The sequence below is a fragment of the Enterobacter sp. BNK-16 genome (assembly GCF_048684955.1).
In the GTDB taxonomy this organism is placed as follows: domain Bacteria; phylum Pseudomonadota; class Gammaproteobacteria; order Enterobacterales; family Enterobacteriaceae; genus Enterobacter; species Enterobacter bugandensis.
Genome location: NZ_JBLQTQ010000001.1, coordinates 3,636,099 through 3,652,218 on the forward strand (window position 1 = coordinate 3,636,099; position 16,120 = coordinate 3,652,218).

The window sequence follows — 16,120 nt, forward strand, 5'->3', positions numbered from 1 at the left end:
TTTTGCCGGGTGGTGGCTTACGCCTCACCCGGCAATAAATGCTTAGTTCAGCTTCGCTTTAGAGAAATCGCTGCCCATCAGGCTCACGCTGTATCCGGTCACGTTGCTGCGGGTTGCAAAGAACGTTTTGCCGTTTGCCAGCGCGATCCACGGTGCCTGCTGGTAGAAAATCTCCTGCGCCTGGCCGTACAGTTTCGCACGCTCGGCCGGATCGCTGGTCAGCTTCGCTTTTTGCACCAGGGCATCATAACCCTTATCGCACCAGCGCGCGGCGTTTGACCCGGTTTTAATGCTGTTGCAGCCCAGCAGCACATCGGCGAAGTTGTCCGGGTCGCCGTTATCGGACATCCAGCCGAACAGCGCGGAGTCGTGCTCGCCTTTGCGCATCCCGGAGAGGTATTCGCCCCACTCATAGGAGACGATTTTGGCCTTCACGCCGACTTTCGCCCAGTCGCTCTGAATCATCTCCGCGATACGACGCGAGTTAGGGTTATACGGACGCTGAACCGGCATTGACCACAGCGTGACTTCCGCGCCCTTCTCCAGCCCGGCCTGCTTCAGCAGCGCTTTTGCTTTTTCAGGATCGTAGCTGTAGTCCTGCAGATCTTTATTAAAGCCCAGCATATTTGGCGGGATCGGCGATTTAGCCACCGTACCGGAGCCCATAAAGACCGCATTAACGATAGCCTTCTTGTCGGTCGCGTAGTTCAGCGCCTGACGCACCAGCACGTTATCGAACGGCTTTTTCTCGGTGTTAAACGCCAGATAGCCGACGTTCAGCGCATCGACAGAGTGCAGCGTCAGGTCTTTGTTCTTTTTAATCACGTCAAACTGAACCGGAGACGGCGCAGGAATAATCTGACACTCGTTGGTCTGCAATTTCGCCAGGCGGGTTTCCACGTTTGGCGTGATGGAGAAGATAAGATGTTTGGTCGGCACCTCGCCATCCCAGTAGTTCGGATTAGCGACGTAGCGGATCAGCGAATCCACCTTGTACTGCTGGAGCACATAGGGCCCGGTACCGATCGGCCAGGTATCTACGTTCTCAGGCGTGCCTTTTTTCAGCATCACATCGGCGTATTCGGCGGAGAGGATCGATGCGAAATCCATTCCCCAATCGGCCAGGAACGCGGCGTTGGGTTCACTCAGGGTGAACTGAACGTGATAATCATCGACCTTTTTAACGTCCTGAATCAGCTTATCGAGCCCGACATCGTTGAAGTATTCGTAGTTGCCCTGGGACACATTATGGTACGGGTGTTTAGGGTCTTTCTGACGCATCACCGAGAAAATAACGTCATCGGCGTTAAAGTCGCGCGTCGGTTTGAAGTATTTGTTGCTGTTGAATTTCACCCCTTTGCGCAGGGTAAAGGTATAGGTCTTGCCGTCCGGTGAAATCGTCCAGGATTCCGCCAGTGACGGGACCGGGGTATTTTTCACCGGGTCGAAATTGATCAGGCGGTTGTACAGAACCTGAGAGCTGGCCACGAACGACGGGCCGGAGCTGGCGATTTGCGGGTTGAACGACTCTGGCGATGCCTCGGAGCAGTATATAAGGGTGTCGTTGTTTGCCGCCCATGCGGCACCGGCTGGTAAAAGAGCGCTCAGCGCAAGGGCGAGCAGCGTTTTCCCTGTAGACATAGTTATAACCCTGACAGTTTTATTATATAGGTCAGTAATAACAGCACAGCCCTTATCACCTGGCAAATAACGAAACACTATCAGGTTATTCTAAAGCCGCGTTTTTTGCCGGTTTTGCCGCCAGTGCAAAAAAAGGTGATTTGCCTTAAGTGACGTTATTCGTCAAGCACAACCGTCACGATCTATGCCGCAAGAAATCGGCGCTTTTAGCGTCTCTTCCTCCGTTTGTTTGCTTCCTCGTTTCGTTAAAGTAACGGTGTGAAGAAGTATATGGGATCAAATCGTGGCAAAAACTCTTTTACGCAGCGGTAATCTGGATGATTTTCAGGCCGTTGGCGGCGGCGGACAGGCCGTTTTTGAATCAGCGTTACAAATCCGGGAAGCGCTTCGATTGCGCAAACAGCAGGCCATAGTGGACTGTCTGGCTATTCCTCAGGTCAACGACAGCGGCGACCGCGTGGACTGGTATTCCCCCGTTGAGGGAAGCGTCACCAGCTGGAAGGCGGCCAGTGAAGACGACCGCTATCGTGCCCTGCGCTATCTGGAAAACACGCTTGCCAGCGTTGAGTCGTTAAGCAAGAAATGCCTCCAGTCGCCCAAAACCGCGCAGCAGCTTTTCGGCTCGCTGCTGTCGAAAGCGTTTCAGTTTCCCGGTGAGAATTTTGTTTTCCTGGTCGCAGGAAAGCCGATTATTTGCTTCTGGGGTTTTGTAAACCTGAACGAAAATGCGCGCGACGATGTGCTCGACTGCCTGCGTGAAGCGTTGATCCCCGAGCCTGCCCCCGTTGTGATTGAAGAGCCCGAGCCAGAACCCGCGCCCGAACCGGCCATCACCTTTGAAAAAGCAGACGAGCCGCTGATTGCGCCCGTCGCCGCCGTGCGTATTACGCCGGAAGAACTGTATGAGCCGGAGCCCGCGCCGGTTGTTGCGCAACCCGCTCAGGCACCTGCGCCTGTTGCCGTCACGAAAAAACGTCGCGTTCCCCTGTGGACCCTGCCGGTTGCCGCCGTGATTGTGGCAGCCGTTGCCGCGCCGCTGCTGTGGCCAAAACAGGCCCCTTCGGCAGAGCCCGCTCCGGCACCGGCTCCTGAGCCCGTGGCTATTGCACCGCAGCCGATCAAAGCGGTAGAGCCGCTGGCTATGAATCTCCCCCTGCATCAGGCTGAGGTCGTCGCCAGTAAAGAAAAAGAACCTGCTCCTGCACCTGAAGCCGCACCGGTGGTAATTGTTCCGATCCCGAAAGATGCCATGGTGATGGAAGCCGGTCAGGTGAAAGCCGGGTCGACGCGCTTCCTGAACGGTACCTGGCGCGCGGTTCTCGACGTGAAAGATCCGGTCACCGGCAAGCCGCCGTCAATGCGCTATCAAATCCAGAACAATAAAGGTTTCGCCCGCGTCGTGCACGGCGACAACATTGTCTGCCGCGCGGAGATTTTCTCCGGGCTGCACAGCAATGGCGAGCTGATGATTAAAAGTCGCGGCAATGCCCGCTGCACCGACGGTTCCCGCTATCCGATGCCGGAAGTCGCCTGTAAAGCCGGGGCCAGCGATATCGCAGAATGTCGCGCTCGCTACGATGCCAACACCGTCGTCCCACTGACGTTCAAGAAAGCAGGTGCCTGATCCTATGCTGGTAAATCTTTGCGACTATAAACAAAGCGTCACGCTTATTGCCAACAGCGGCGTACAGTTCCTGGATTTCGGCCTGACGCCGCAGGACACCGCCAGCAACGGGCGTTTCGTACGTAAAACCGCGAACGGCCCCCTTTTGCGACTCGATTTCGACCTGGTGAACGGGCGCTATACCCTGCCGGGGACGAACGGCGGTCAGCCTGAAGTGGTTAAACCGGAAACCACCATTCCGCTGCATCAGTCCCTTGCCGTGCTGGACGGCGTCTGGCTTCCCGTGCCGTTCCTGCGCTTCAATCCACCGCGAACCTTTGTGGAAGGACCGGATAACTGGGCGCGCGTTCAGGTGCGCAAGCTCGAGAAGCCCGATACGGCAGGCAACTCGCACCGCGTCACCCTCGCGCTCGACAGCCAGATCGCGGAGCATGCCACCTCCGCCCTGTCGCCGGTTGAAAACGATATTCTGAACGGAACCCGCTTTGCGCTGGCGTGGCGCGATAGTGAGGTAGAAAGCTTCCTCGATCAGACCTGGATTGACGGCTGGCTGCGTGAGGCATTTACCCAGTATGCCGACGGCGTGGAAAACCGCTCTGAACGCGACCTGCATCAGGCGATGCGCAGTTTTGAATATCAGGCCCACTGGCTCAATGTACTGACCATGCTCGGTGAACAGCTCACCATTCCGGAAGTGAAATTTGTCACCCACACGCTCAGCACGCCTGCCATTCCTGTCGACCTGATCCTAGACGTGGGCAACACCCATACCTGCGGCGTCATTATCGAAGACCACGGTGATGCAAACGACGGGCTTCGACAGACCGCCGAGCTGCAGGTTCGTTCGTTAAGCGAGCCGCAGTTCCTGAACGAGCCTCTCTTTACCAGCCGTCTTGAATTCTCCGAAGCGCGTTTTGGCAAACAGCACTTCTCGGTGGAAAGCGGTCGCGAAGATGCGTTTGTCTGGCCGTCGATTGTTCGCGTGGGCGATGAAGCCCGCAAGCTGGCGATGCAGCGCCTGGGAACCGAAGGTAACAGCGGCATCTCCAGCCCGCGCCGCTACCTGTGGGATGAAACGCCTGTCGTACAGGACTGGCGCTTTAGCCAGATGAACGGCAAAACCCAGCGTGAACCGCTCGCCACGGCGTTTCCGCTGATGAACCTGATGAACGATGACGGTGAGCCGCTGTTTACGCTGCCGCAGGACGAGCGGCTGCCGGTCTTTTCGCCGCAGTACAGCCGCAGCACGCTGATGACGCACATGCTGTGCGAGCTGCTGGCGCAGGCGCTGGGCCAGATCAACAGCGTCGCCACCCGCCTGCGCCTGGGCTTCCCGGCCTCGCCGCGCCAGCTGCGCACCCTGATCCTGACCCTGCCCTCGGCCATGCCGAAGCAGGAGCGCGAGATTTTCCGTCGCCGCATGTTTGAAGCCATTGCCATCGTCTGGAAAGCGATGGGCTGGCACCCACAGGATGAAGATTTTGCCACCCGCAAGCAGCAGGAAAAAAGCGTGGTGCCGGTCCCTGAGATCCAGATGGAGTGGGATGAAGCCAGCTGCGGTCAGTTGGTCTGGCTGTATAACGAAGCGATTTCCCGTTTTGGCGGCCAGACGGAAGCCTTTTTCGCCTCCCTCGCCCGCACGGATCGTGAACCTGAGCCGGGCGTGCAGCCGGGCCGCGCATTACGCGTCGCGTCTATCGACATCGGCGGTGGCACCACGGATATGGCAATAACCCACTACCAGCTTGATGACGGCTCCGGTAATAACGTCAAAATCACCCCGCAACTACTGTTCCGCGAAGGGTTCAAGGTGGCGGGCGACGATACCCTGCTGGACGTGATTCAGCGCTATGTCCTGCCCGCCCTGCAAACGCAGCTGCAGAAATCCGGCATTGCGGACGCCTCACTGCTGATGGCGTCGCTGTTCGGCGACTCCGGGCGTATTGATACCCAGGCGGTACTGCGCCAGCAAACGGCGCTTCAGCTCTTTATGCCGATTGGCCACGCCATTCTTTCCGCGTGGGAAGCCAGCGATATTGACGATCCGCTGGCGGGCCTGCATGCCACCTTTGGCGAGCTCCTTGCGCAGAAACCAACCCGCAACGTGATGAACTATCTTCAACAGGCAATCGATCATGCCCTGCCGGCGGGCTCAGAGGCGTTCGACCTGTTCGCCGTGCCGCTGCACGTGAACTTCCGCGAAATGCAGGATGCAATGCTGGCCGGTCAGTTTACGCTGACCTCACCGCTCCACGCGGTGTGTGAAGCGATTTCCCATTACAGCTGCGATATTCTGCTCATCACCGGGCGCCCGGGCTGCCTGCCGGGCGTTCAGGCGCTGATTCGGCATCTGCAGCCGGTGCCGGTCAACCGCATCGTCTGGCTGGATAAATATCAGGTTCACGAGTGGTATCCCTTCAGCCAGCAGGGGCGCATAGGCAATCCGAAATCGACCGCCGCGGTGGGGGCCATGCTCTGCAGCCTGGCGCTCGATCTGCGTCTGCCGCGCTTTAACTTTAAGGCCGCGGACATTGGCGCCTATTCCACCGTGCGCTATCTGGGCGTGCTGGATAATACCGTCAATACCCTGCGCGAGGAGAACGTCTGGTATCAGGATATAGACCTGGATAAGCCGGGCGCGAAGCTCGACGCGCGGCTGCACTTCCCGCTGCGCGGTAACGTTACCCTCGGCTTCCGCCAGCTGGCGAACGCGCGCTGGCCCGCCACGCCGCTTTATACGCTCAGCATCAACTCGGCTGAACTGGCAAAAGCGATTGCCGGCGACGGCGTGCTGAACGTGCGGCTTAAGCTCTGCGGCGGCAGCAAATTAGAGGGCCCTGAGTCCTTCGAGCTCAGCGATGCCTGGCTGCAGGACGGCACGCCGGTTGCGCCTGACGCGTTAACCTTCAAACTGAATACCCTGGCCGATCGCCGACACAGCGGTAGCCACTACTGGATCGACAGCGGGAGCGTATACCTGAAATGACAGCGACGACGACCACCACTCAGGCTTTAATCGGGTGGATTAATGAGACGCGCCTGACCGCCCCTGTGCTGGATAACGATGCTGATGCCCTGCTTGCTCGCATCAACGCGGCGCAGGCGCGGGAGCAGGCCATTGAACACGCCCTGACCCGCCGGAGCAGCATTGGGCTTTACGGCCATTCTCAAAGCGCCAAAGCGCACCTGCTGCTGTCGCTGTGCGGCAGCGGTAACGGGCGCCTGAACGTGATGCCGGGCCAGCGCACATTTGACTATTTTTCGCATATTAACCCAGGGCATGCCCTGACCAACATGGCCGTGCGCTTCACCCGAGACACCCCGGAGGTAGCGGATGAGGCGTTTCCGCTGCGTCTGAGCCTGGTCACCGAGGCCGAGCTGGTACAGCTGTTTATTGCCCGCACGACGCTGCACCCGCAGATGCGCGCGGTGGATAAGGCGGTCATTGAGACGCGTCTGGAGAAATGGCGCGGCCTTCGCCAGCCGCAGAGCGTGCCCGGCATCACTGCGCAGGATGTGGGTGCGATTTCGCGTTTCTGGCAAAGCACGGTACCCGCCGCGAGACAGCAAATTGATGACGCCCTGTGGCATGAGTTTGCCCAGCTGGTGCCATCGCTCGATCTCAGCACCCGCGCCAGCGTCTGGTCGCTGCTGTGGGGCGAGCAACAGGAGTTAACCCAGCAGTGGCTGAAGCTTGCCCACGTGCTGCATCAGACCAGCCATGCGAGCGAGCTGGCTGCGCCGCTGAGCCTGCTGGTGGACAGCTTTGGTCTGCCTGGTGAAGGGTTCCTGACGCACGGCACCTTAACCCAGCAGGAAACTCAGGAGACGCTGCTTCATCCGCTGAACAACGGTGAAATGCTCAACGCTATCAGCATCCCGGTCGACGTGCTTGCCTTCCTTACCCGCGAGCTGGTCTTGCCGGTTGAGAATGGCGCGCTGGATAACGTTGATATCATTGATATTCCGGTCTTTGAAGACGGCAGTGCCGATCCTTTAGTACAGGCTAAATGCCAGTGGCTGCTTGAACATTACCGCCAGCAGCTCCAGCCGGATGTGCTGGTTATCTGCAACGCGACAGCGCGGCACGAGCAGACGGCCCAAAAAGCAAAAGTGTTAATTAACTGGATTAAAGAGACCCAGCCTGCCGAGGAGTCTGCCCTGCCGGGGCTGGTGTGGGCGATCACCCCGCATGACGCTCGTTTCACTACCCGACAGAATCTCGATGAAGCCGTACAGCATCTGCTGGGCAAGCCAGGCCTGCGCTGGGGAACTCTGCAGGCGCTGGACAGCCACAGCATGCAGCGCGTCATTGAGTGGTTGTCTCAGGCGACGCTCCCGGCACAGCGGCAGAAGCGCCTTGGCACGCTGAAAAACCTGCTGCGGCAGGAGATCGCGTCGCTGATGCAAAGCTATCTGGCGCCGCTGGTTGAGGAACCGGGTACACGACGTGCTCAGGCCGAAAACATGGTGCGCACGCTGCAAAGCAGTGCCGCCCGTCACGGCGAACTGCTTGAGGGCCTGCTGCCGCCGCTGAAAGCCTTTGAAACGCTGCTCGCCGTTCAGCAGCCGCGCGAGGAGCAGGTGAACGGGCTGTTCACGGACACCATCGATCTGTTCGCCGATAACGCCCAGGAAAGCGCAGGACGATTCCAGACAAAAGACAAAGCGCGCCTGGCGCACAGAGTATGGATAAATCATCTGCGCCAGTGGAGCCGCAATGAAGCTACCGCCGCCCGTCTTGGTCTGGAGCCCGCGGTGCTGCAGCAAATCGCGGATGTGCTGGTGGTAACCAGCTACCGGCTTAATCTGCCGCAACAGCTTCAGCGCATTGTCGACGCGGATAAAAGCAGCGCGGCGCAACTGCATGCGGTGATAGGGAATTTCGTTGGCTGGCTGGGTTACGACCAGACCCCGTCAGCAGAACGCCCCGCAAGCCGCATTCGCAAAGGTCAGGCAATCTTTGTTACGCCCGTCGTCAGCAGTGCCGCACCACGCCTGACGCGTCTTGGGGAGCAGCCTGTTCATGCGGCCACCGCGTACGTTTATGACTGGCTGGTTGCCCTCTATAGCCGGGCAATCGAAAACATTGATTATCAGCACCCGCATGATGTTCAGCCTGACGCACGTCAGGCACTGCGGGCTTTAATCCTGTAGCGGCCTTTCTTGCCGGGTAGCGCTGCGCTTACCCGGCCTGTATTCCGCGACGATAATCACGCCGCCATACACTCCGCTAACGCCTGCGCCAGTGCCGACGGGTTTTCCCACGACATGGAGTGCCCCGCCGCAGGGATGATTTTGACCTCAACGCCCTTCAGCTTCAGATTATCCACATCGTCATCCGGCAGTGAGAACTCACCAAAAATCAACGTCACCGGGCAAGGCAGCGACAGAAATTGCGCTTCCCAGTCCGGCTCAACACCGGCGACCAGGCTTGATGCGCCGCGCCAGACGGCATAGGGTGCATTGCTTTGCAGGCACCCGGCCCAGGCGGTGGTCTCTTTGCGGAGCATGGCATTATAGCCCTGCGCCACAAACTGGTGTTCGGTTTGCGCCGCAATAGAGCGGCTAAACATCCCCCCACCAGCGTGAAAATTGGGCTCCGACACCATCAGTCCCTTCACGCGCGGTGCCAGCAGCCCTGCCGTTTCTATAGCAATGCTGCCGCCCATGCTGTGACCGTATAACCAGAAAGCATCCAGCTGAAGATGGTCAATCAACTCCGCCACGACGCGCGCCTGTTCAGTCGTTTTATAGCTATAATGTTCAGGCTTATCGCTGTAACCGCTGCCGGGTAAATCGATGAGAATAGCTCTGCGCCCTCCAAACTGAGGGTCTCGGACGACGCGAGGATATTCATAGGAAGAGGCGCAGCCCAATCCGTGGATAAAGACTACGGGATCGCCAGAGCCGGGCAAATCATGCCAGCGCACGGTGCAACCCGCATGCTGCGAGTAAAAACTGTTCATAAGCACTCCTTTTACGATGCACTGTGTATTTATACAGCTATCGTAACTGGAATGCTATGTTCATCTTTCGAAAATGGAAGGATGCTTCAGAAAAGAGAAATCAGCAGCGCAACGGGGAAACTCATCGGCCAGGTCGACCCGACCAGAAACGCGCTAAGCAGGCGGATGCGCTTGCGGTCTTTAGAAAGGAACCAGGTAATTAATGCACAGATGGAAGCCATCACTGCGTAAAAAACCAACATCTTTTGATACAACGTCATTCTGTATACCAGAGCCGAAAAAATAACCGCACGCAATATGCGTCATATGTTGATACAGATCAAGTTTTTTCATTACATAATAACCACTTAAATATTAAGGCTAATAACAACTGAGTATTTTGTATTACAAACAGGGGGAGCCACCCATTATCTTTATTGATAACATGCAAGTTAAATGCACTTTTTGATAAATCCTCTCTTCCGCATAGGCGTCTAATAAAGGCAGACATACATGGGAGGCAATATGCTACGCATTCCGCAAAGCTGTATTCATACCCGCTCTACCCCTTTCTGGAATAAAGAAACCGCCCCCGCCGGGATCTTTCAGCGTCATCTCGATACGGGTACCCGTCCGGGCGTTTATCCCCGCCTGTCCGTTATGCAGGGTGCTGTCCGCTACCTGGGTTATGCTGATGAACATGTCCCTGAGCCTGACAGCACACTGATTATCAGGGCCGGCCACTTCGGTGTTTTTCCCCCTGAGAAATGGCATCACATCGAGGTGATGAGCGACGACACGCTGTTCAATATTGAATTTTTCGTCGAACCAGAGGTGTTGAAGTCGCTTTAAGCGGCTTTTATTTACGAGGTAACCCTTATGCTACGTATCCCTGAGAATTTTGTTCATACCCGCTCCACGCCATTCTGGAACAAAGACACCGCGCCAAAAGCGCTTTTCACCCACCATAATACGAAAGCCAGCGTATATGGCCGTTTGTCGGTGATGCAGGGTGCGGTGCGCTATTTCGGTTTCCCGAACGCTGACGCGACCGAACCGGATCTGGAGCTGGTGATTGAAGCCGGATCGTTTGGCATCTCGCCGCCAGAGAAATGGCACCGCATCGAGCTATTGACCGACGATACCTATTTCAATATCGACTTTTTTGCCGATCCTGCTGTTACGCTTCAGGGGGCTGGCATCGGCAAAGTGGTCAATACACATAAGGAGTAACCGCGTGGGTAAAGCAACGTACACAGTGACCGTGACCAACAACAGCAACGGCGTCTCGGTAGATTATGAAACAGAAGCTCCGATGGAGTTGCTCATCCCCGACGTCGCCGCAGACGTGGTAAAAGATCTGGTGAATACCGTCCGCGCTTACGACACGGAAAATGAGCACGAGGTGTGTGGCTGGTAAAGCAAACGCCCGGCGATGCCGACCGCCGGGCATGATTTTCTAATGTTTAATCATAACGTGCCGGACAACCGTATAATCCTCAAGCCCGTATACCGACATATCCTTTCCATAGCCAGACAATTTCATGCCGCCGTGCGGCATTTCGCTCACCAGCATAAAGTGGGTATTCACCCAGGTGCAGCCGTACTGCAGGCGCGCGCTCAGGCGATGGGCGCGTCCCACGTCTTTCGTCCAGACCGACGACGCCAGGCCGTACTGCGAATCGTTCGCCCAGGCCAGGACCTGCGCTTCATCGTCGAATTCGGTGACGCTCACCACCGGTCCAAACACTTCGCGCTGAACGATGGCATCGTCCTGTTTCGCCCCGGCCAGCAACGTTGGCTGGAAGTAGTAGCCCGCCCCCTCTTTTTTGCTCCCGCCCGTCACCACGCGGATATGGCCGAGGGCTTTCGCCTCGTCAACCGCCTGACAGACGCGTGAAAGATGGGCAGCCGAGCTGAGCGGACCGAGTTCAGTAGATTCATCCTCCGGGGCACCCATTTTGAGGCTGGCGACCGCGGCACCGAGCTTTTCCACCAGCTGGGCATAGATCCCCTTCTGGGCATAGATACGGCAGGCCGCCGTACAGTCCTGCCCGGCATTGTAGAAACCAAACGTCCGCACGCCTTCTACAACCGCATCCAGGTCGGCGTCATCGAACACGATAACCGGCGCTTTACCGCCCAGCTCCATGTGGGTGCGCTTAATGGAGGACGCCGTGTGCCCGATGATATGCTCCCCGGTGGCAATCGAACCGGTCAGCGACACCATGCGCACTTTTTCATGTCCGGTGAGCGGGTCGCCCACCGTTTTCCCGCGGCCAAACAGCACGTTGAGAACGCCAGCCGGGAAGATATCTTTCGCCAGCTCCGCCAGCTTTAACGCCGTTAGCGGCGTGATTTCAGACGGCTTGATGACCACACAGTTACCGGCCGCCAGCGCAGGCGCCAGCTTCCATGCCGCCATCATCAGCGGGTAGTTCCACGGCGCGATAGAGGCAACCACGCCCACCGGGTCGCGGCGGATCATCGACGTGTGGCCGTCAAGATACTCACCCGCGGCCAGCCCGTTCAGGCAGCGGGCCGCCCCGGCGAAGAAACGGAAAACGTCGACCACTGCCGGAATTTCATCGCCCAGCGCACAGTGCAGCGGCTTTCCGCAGTTGAGGGATTCGAGCCGGGCAAACTCTTCGCCATGCGCTTCAATCGCATCCGCGAGCTTCAGCAGGCACTCGGCGCGCGTTTTCGGCGTCGTTTGTCCCCACGCCTCAAAAGCACGGTCGGCGGCCTGAACCGCTGCGTCGACCTGTGCCGCTGACGCTTCAGCAATCTCCAGCAGCACCTCTCCGGTGGCCGGGTTATAGACCGGCTGTTTTTCTCCCTCTCCGGCAACCAGTTCACCCTTTATCAGCAGATGTGTTTGCATAGCATTGTCCTGTTCAAATCAATGTTATTTCCCGCCGCCGGCGATGTTCTCGCCGTCGCGGGTTAGCCACCAGGCTCCCAGAATGGGGATGGTTGTTACCAGCATCACCAGCAGTGCAACGACGTTGGTGACCGGCACGTCGCGCGGACGGCCTAGCTGATTGAGCAACCACAGCGGTAACGTGCGCTCGTGTCCCGCCGTAAAGGTTGTGACGATAATTTCGTCAAACGACAGGGCAAACGCCAGCATTCCCCCGGCCAGCAGCGCCGAGCCCAGGTTGGGCAGCACCACATAGCGGAAGGTTTGCCATCCGTCGGCCCCGAGATCCATCGACGCTTCCACCAGACTCCAGGAGGTGCGTCTGAACCGGGCAATCACGTTATTGAAGACCACCACCACGCAAAACGTGGCGTGCCCAACCACGATGGTGAAAAATCCCGGCTCAAGGTTGATTGTTTTGAACGCTGTCAGCAGCGCCAGGCCGGTGATGATCCCCGGCAACGCAATCGGCAGCAGCAGCAATAGCGAGATCGCGTTCTTGCCAAAAAACTCGCTTCGCCAGAGCGCCGCTGCAGCAAGCGTGCCAAGCACCAGGGCTATCGCGGTAGATAGCGCGGCAACCTGAAGTGACAACGTCACCGATTCAATGATATCGCCGCGCCCCGCCGCCGCAGTAAACCACTTCAGCGTTAGCCCCTGAGGCGGAAAGCTGTAGGCAGCATCTTCGGTATTAAAGGCATAGACTGCGATAATCAGCAGCGGGAAGTGCAGGAAGATGACGCCTCCCCACGCTGCCACTTTCAGGAACAGCGGTGCGCGTTCAGAGTGCATCGAACGCTCCCAGACGCTTCACGAACGCCAGATAAAGTGAAATCAGCACGATGGGAACCAGCGTGAACGCGGCGGCCATGGGCATATTGCCGATCGCCCCCTGCTGGGAGTAGACCATGTTACCGATGAAAAACCCCGGCGGCCCAACCAGCTGCGGTACGATGAAATCCCCCAGCGTCAGGGAAAAGGTGAAGATTGAGCCCGCGGCAATGCCCGGGATAGCCAGCGGCAAAACGACATAGCGGAAGGTCTGGCGCGGGCGCGCGCCGAGATCGGCTGAGGCCTGCAGCAGCGAAGCCGGCAGACGTTCCAGCGCCGCCTGAACGGGCAGGATCATAAACGGCAGCCAGATATAGACGAAGACCAGAAACCGCCCCAGCCCGGAGGTGGATAAGGTGTTGCCGCCTACCGCGGGTAGCGTAAGGATCGAGGTCAGGAGCGGCTCCAGCCCCAGGTGGTTGAGGAACCATTGTGCCACGCCGTCCTTCGCCAGCAGCAGCGTCCAGGCGTAGGCTTTGACGATGTAGCTCGCCCACATTGGCAGCATCACGGCGATATAGAAAAACGCTTTCCACTTGCCGCGGGTGTATCGCGCCATGTACCAGGCCATCGGGAACGCCAGAATTGCGCTGGCAATCGTCACCGCAATCGCCATCGTTAACGTGCGCAGGATGATGTCGTAGTTTGCCGGGTTGAAGAGCGCCAGAATGTTCGCCAGGGTCAGATCCGGCGTGACCGCCATGGTGAAATCGTCAAAGGTGTAAAAACCCTGCCACAAAAGGGTCAGCAGCGATCCTAAATAGACAATGCCAAACCACATCAGCGGTGCAAGCAGAAGCAGGAACAGTCCAAGCGACGGTTTACGCCAGAACAGTGACGTAATGCGGCTTATGCGGCCGCGCGGGGCGGGAGGGTGCGCGACACTCATAGCCATTTCACCTCTCCTCCTGCAGGCGAATCATCGCCTCGCGCGACCACGACGCCGTGACGGCCTGCCCCGGCGCAATGCCGCTTAGCGGCGAGAAATCGCTGAGATTGGCCTGGCTCACCAGCAGTTTGGCACCGTCGGCGAGCCTGAGCTCAAGACGCGTGGCAGCCCCCTGATACTGAACTGCCTGGACGACGCCCTGCACCTGAACCTCACCCCCCTCATTCAGGCGGATATGTTCCGGACGCAGGGAGTAGCTGCCCTCCATGCCGCAGATTTTATGCGCCAGGCCTGCATCGAAGACGTTCGAGGTGCCGACAAAACCGGCGACAAACGGCGTGCGCGGGCGCATGTAGAGATCGCGCGGGGTATCGACCTGCTCGATGCGCCCATTATTGAACACCGCCACCCGGTCCGACATGGAGAGGGCTTCACCCTGATCGTGGGTGACAAAAATAAAGGTGATGCCGAGTTCCTGCTGAAGTTTCTTCAGCTCGAACTGCATCTGCTCCCGCAGCTTGAGATCGAGCGCGCCTAACGGCTCGTCGAGCAGCAGGACGCGCGGTTCATTCACCAGCGCCCGCGCGATGGCCACACGCTGGCGCTGGCCTCCGGAAAGCTGCGAAGGCTTGCGGGCGACGGCAAAGCTTAAGCCCACTTTTTCCAGCGCGTCGCGAGCCTGCGCGTGGCGTTTTTTCTTGTCGACGCCTTTCACCATCAGCCCGTAGGCGACGTTATCGAGGATCGACATATGCGGGAACAGCGCGTAATCCTGGAATACGGTGTTCACGTCCCGCTCCCACGGCGGCAGCGCGCTCGCCTCTTTGCCAAAGATAGATATCGTGCCGCCTGACAGCTGCTCAAAGCCGGCAATCAGACGCAGGCAGGTGGTTTTGCCGGAGCCCGAAGGCCCCAGCATGGAGAAGAATTCTCCGTCACGAACGGCAATGGTGACCCCATCCACCGCCCGCACGTCGCCGTACAGACGGGAAACGTCATTAAACTCTACCGCGTACGTCATGTTCTGCTCCCGGATGATTAACGGCCACCCATGATGGCGATGTAATCCTGCGTCCAGCGGCTGTAAGGCACATATTTTCCGCCTTCTGCGATGGGGGTTTTCCAGAACATGATTTTGTCAAAATAGTTATAGCCGTTGGTTTCACAGCCCTTGTCACCCAGCAGCGTGCTGGCCTTACACCCTTCAGGCACGACGGGCAGCGAGCCAAACCATGCCGCCAGATCGCCCTGCACTTTCGGCGTGAGCGACCAGTTCATCCACTTGTAGGCGCACATCGGGTGTTTTGCCTGCGCATGCAGCATGGTGGTATCCGCCCAGCCGGTCACCCCCTCTTTCGGGAAGACGGTGGCAACGGGCTGGTTCTCGCCCTTCAGGGCATTAGCCTGATACGGCCAGGCGCTGGAGGCCACGACGCCTTCATTTTTGAAGTCGCTCATCTGGACGGTGGTGTCATGCCAGTAGCGGTGGATCAGGGCATGCTGGTCGCGAAGTACTTTGAGCACGGCGGCATACTGTTCTTCAGTGAGCTGATACGGGTCGCTAATACCCAGTTGCGGCTGAGTGGCTTTGACGAACAGCGCCGCATCGGCGATATAAATCGGACCGTCGTACGCCTGCACGCGTCCCTGATTGGTTTTGCCGTCCGGCAGATCCTGCTTCGTAAAGACCACGCTCCAGCTGTCCGGCGGCGTCGGGAAGGTTTTGGTGTTGTACATCAACAGATTGGGCCCCCACTGATACGGCGTGCCGTAGACCTTGCCGCCCACGTTAAACCACTCGCCCTTCACGATGCGCGGGTCAAGAGTTTTCCAGTTGGGGATCAGTTCCGGGTTAATCGGCTGAACGCGTTTTCCCATAATCAGGCGGAGCGAGGCATCACCTGACGCGGTGACAAGGTCGTAACCTCCCTTCGCCATCAGGCTGACCATTTCATCTGACGTGGCCGCCGTTTTAACGTTGACCGCGCAGCCGGTCTCTTTTTCAAACTGGGTAACCCAGTCATAATTTTTATCCGTCTGTCCGCGTTCGATGTACCCCGGCCAGGCGATAATATCCAGTCGGCCTTCCCCGTCGCCAATGGCCTTTGGTGGTTCTGCGGCTTGCGCGGTCATGATAGTCATGCCGAGCGCGCACAGGCTGCTGCGGGCAAATTTTTTGCTCATAAGAGTTACTCCTGTCGCAATGAAATTTAGCGGCAGCCGTGCCGTAAAAATATCTCCCTTATTAAACGTAGACCGCGCAA

At 58.1% G+C, this 16,120-nt stretch carries 14 protein-coding genes; 6 read left to right on the top strand and 8 right to left on the bottom strand.

Annotated elements, in window-relative coordinates; genetic code table 11:
• Positions 1-42: 42 nt before the first annotated feature.
• Entirely contained in the window at positions 43-1,641 is a 1,599-nt protein-coding gene (locus ACMGGH_RS17510; RefSeq protein WP_049136475.1) for an ABC transporter substrate-binding protein, read from the bottom strand.
• A 283-nt stretch (positions 1,642-1,924) separates the two neighbouring features.
• On the opposite strand from ACMGGH_RS17510, the gene ACMGGH_RS17515 reads away from it, so the two are divergent.
• Genes ACMGGH_RS17515 through ACMGGH_RS17525 form a run of 3 tightly spaced genes read left to right on the top strand, consistent with a single transcriptional unit; the run spans position 1,925 to position 8,422 of the window.
• Positions 1,925-3,265 carry an SrfA family protein gene (locus ACMGGH_RS17515; RefSeq protein WP_063942394.1) on the top strand — a complete coding sequence of 447 codons (1,341 nt, stop codon included), beginning with the start codon at positions 1,925-1,927 and terminating at the stop codon, positions 3,263-3,265.
• 4 nt (positions 3,266-3,269) lie between these two features.
• Entirely contained in the window at positions 3,270-6,251 is a 2,982-nt protein-coding gene (locus tag ACMGGH_RS17520) for a virulence factor SrfB (RefSeq protein ID WP_193066957.1), read from the top strand.
• Positions 6,248-8,422: a virulence factor SrfC family protein gene (locus tag ACMGGH_RS17525; RefSeq protein ID WP_232948311.1), complete on the top strand. Its 2,175-nt coding sequence runs from the start codon at positions 6,248-6,250 to the stop codon at positions 8,420-8,422. Before ACMGGH_RS17520 ends, ACMGGH_RS17525 begins: the two co-directional genes overlap by 4 nt.
• A 56-nt stretch (positions 8,423-8,478) precedes the next feature.
• Here the strand turns inward: ACMGGH_RS17525 and ACMGGH_RS17530 are convergent, their stop codons facing one another.
• Both ACMGGH_RS17530 and ACMGGH_RS17535 read right to left on the bottom strand, forming a co-directional pair.
• Entirely contained in the window at positions 8,479-9,234 is a 756-nt protein-coding gene (locus tag ACMGGH_RS17530) for an alpha/beta fold hydrolase (RefSeq protein WP_232948312.1), read from the bottom strand.
• An 86-nt stretch (positions 9,235-9,320) separates the two neighbouring features.
• Positions 9,321-9,494 (bottom strand): GhoT/OrtT family toxin, encoded by a 174-nt coding sequence (locus ACMGGH_RS17535; protein ID WP_014883956.1) that lies wholly within the window; start codon positions 9,492-9,494, stop codon positions 9,321-9,323.
• Positions 9,495-9,738: 244 nt separating this feature from the next.
• On the opposite strand from ACMGGH_RS17535, the gene ACMGGH_RS17540 reads away from it, so the two are divergent.
• The 3 genes from ACMGGH_RS17540 to ACMGGH_RS17550 are packed head-to-tail and all read left to right on the top strand — an operon-like array spanning position 9,739 to position 10,633.
• On the top strand, positions 9,739-10,065 hold the full coding sequence (locus ACMGGH_RS17540; RefSeq protein ID WP_045260685.1) for a DUF1971 domain-containing protein: 327 nt from the start codon (positions 9,739-9,741) through the stop codon (positions 10,063-10,065).
• Positions 10,066-10,092: 27 nt separating this feature from the next.
• Positions 10,093-10,446 (top strand): DUF1971 domain-containing protein, encoded by a 354-nt coding sequence (locus ACMGGH_RS17545; RefSeq protein WP_059354363.1) that lies wholly within the window; start codon positions 10,093-10,095, stop codon positions 10,444-10,446.
• 4 nt (positions 10,447-10,450) lie between these two features.
• Entirely contained in the window at positions 10,451-10,633 is a 183-nt protein-coding gene (locus ACMGGH_RS17550; RefSeq protein WP_003856955.1) for a DUF1869 domain-containing protein, read from the top strand.
• Positions 10,634-10,672: 39 nt separating this feature from the next.
• Here ACMGGH_RS17550 and patD read toward each other — a convergent pair whose 3' ends face one another.
• The 5 genes from patD to ydcS are packed head-to-tail and all read right to left on the bottom strand — an operon-like array spanning position 10,673 to position 16,040.
• Complete coding sequence (patD, locus tag ACMGGH_RS17555; protein WP_048999931.1) at positions 10,673-12,097, bottom strand: aminobutyraldehyde dehydrogenase; 1,425 nt, start codon at positions 12,095-12,097, stop codon at positions 10,673-10,675.
• A 24-nt stretch (positions 12,098-12,121) separates the two neighbouring features.
• A complete protein-coding gene (locus tag ACMGGH_RS17560) occupies positions 12,122-12,928 on the bottom strand; it encodes an ABC transporter permease (protein WP_041909768.1) in 807 nt (268 codons plus the stop codon).
• The gene (locus tag ACMGGH_RS17565) at positions 12,918-13,862 is read right to left on the bottom strand and encodes an ABC transporter permease (RefSeq protein WP_041909766.1); all 945 of its coding nucleotides are present in this window, start codon (positions 13,860-13,862) and stop codon (positions 12,918-12,920) included. Before ACMGGH_RS17565 ends, ACMGGH_RS17560 begins: the two co-directional genes overlap by 11 nt.
• A gap of 1 nt (position 13,863) precedes the next feature.
• The gene (locus ACMGGH_RS17570; RefSeq protein ID WP_136485703.1) at positions 13,864-14,877 is read right to left on the bottom strand and encodes an ABC transporter ATP-binding protein; all 1,014 of its coding nucleotides are present in this window, start codon (positions 14,875-14,877) and stop codon (positions 13,864-13,866) included.
• Positions 14,878-14,894: 17 nt separating this feature from the next.
• The gene (gene ydcS / locus ACMGGH_RS17575) at positions 14,895-16,040 is read right to left on the bottom strand and encodes a putative ABC transporter substrate-binding protein YdcS (RefSeq protein ID WP_028013307.1); all 1,146 of its coding nucleotides are present in this window, start codon (positions 16,038-16,040) and stop codon (positions 14,895-14,897) included.
• Positions 16,041-16,120 lie beyond the last annotated feature (80 nt).

What these genes read in the sequence shown, in the direction of transcription:
- ACMGGH_RS17520 (WP_193066957.1), top strand. Translation starts at nt 3,270, where the DNA reads ATGCTGGTAAATCTTTGCGACTATAAACAAAGCGTCACGCTTATTGCC.
- ACMGGH_RS17560 (WP_041909768.1), bottom strand. Translation starts at nt 12,928, where the DNA reads ATGCACTCTGAACGCGCACCGCTGTTCCTGAAAGTGGCAGCGTGGGGA.
- ACMGGH_RS17545 (WP_059354363.1), top strand. Translation starts at nt 10,093, where the DNA reads ATGCTACGTATCCCTGAGAATTTTGTTCATACCCGCTCCACGCCATTC.
- ACMGGH_RS17530 (WP_232948312.1), bottom strand. Translation starts at nt 9,234, where the DNA reads ATGAACAGTTTTTACTCGCAGCATGCGGGTTGCACCGTGCGCTGGCAT.
- ACMGGH_RS17510 (WP_049136475.1), bottom strand. Translation starts at nt 1,641, where the DNA reads ATGTCTACAGGGAAAACGCTGCTCGCCCTTGCGCTGAGCGCTCTTTTA.
- ACMGGH_RS17525 (WP_232948311.1), top strand. Translation starts at nt 6,248, where the DNA reads ATGACAGCGACGACGACCACCACTCAGGCTTTAATCGGGTGGATTAAT.
- ACMGGH_RS17540 (WP_045260685.1), top strand. Translation starts at nt 9,739, where the DNA reads ATGCTACGCATTCCGCAAAGCTGTATTCATACCCGCTCTACCCCTTTC.
- ACMGGH_RS17570 (WP_136485703.1), bottom strand. Translation starts at nt 14,877, where the DNA reads ATGACGTACGCGGTAGAGTTTAATGACGTTTCCCGTCTGTACGGCGAC.
- ACMGGH_RS17565 (WP_041909766.1), bottom strand. Translation starts at nt 13,862, where the DNA reads ATGGCTATGAGTGTCGCGCACCCTCCCGCCCCGCGCGGCCGCATAAGC.
- patD (WP_048999931.1), bottom strand. Translation starts at nt 12,097, where the DNA reads ATGCAAACACATCTGCTGATAAAGGGTGAACTGGTTGCCGGAGAGGGA.
- ydcS (WP_028013307.1), bottom strand. Translation starts at nt 16,040, where the DNA reads ATGAGCAAAAAATTTGCCCGCAGCAGCCTGTGCGCGCTCGGCATGACT.
- ACMGGH_RS17535 (WP_014883956.1), bottom strand. Translation starts at nt 9,494, where the DNA reads ATGACGTTGTATCAAAAGATGTTGGTTTTTTACGCAGTGATGGCTTCC.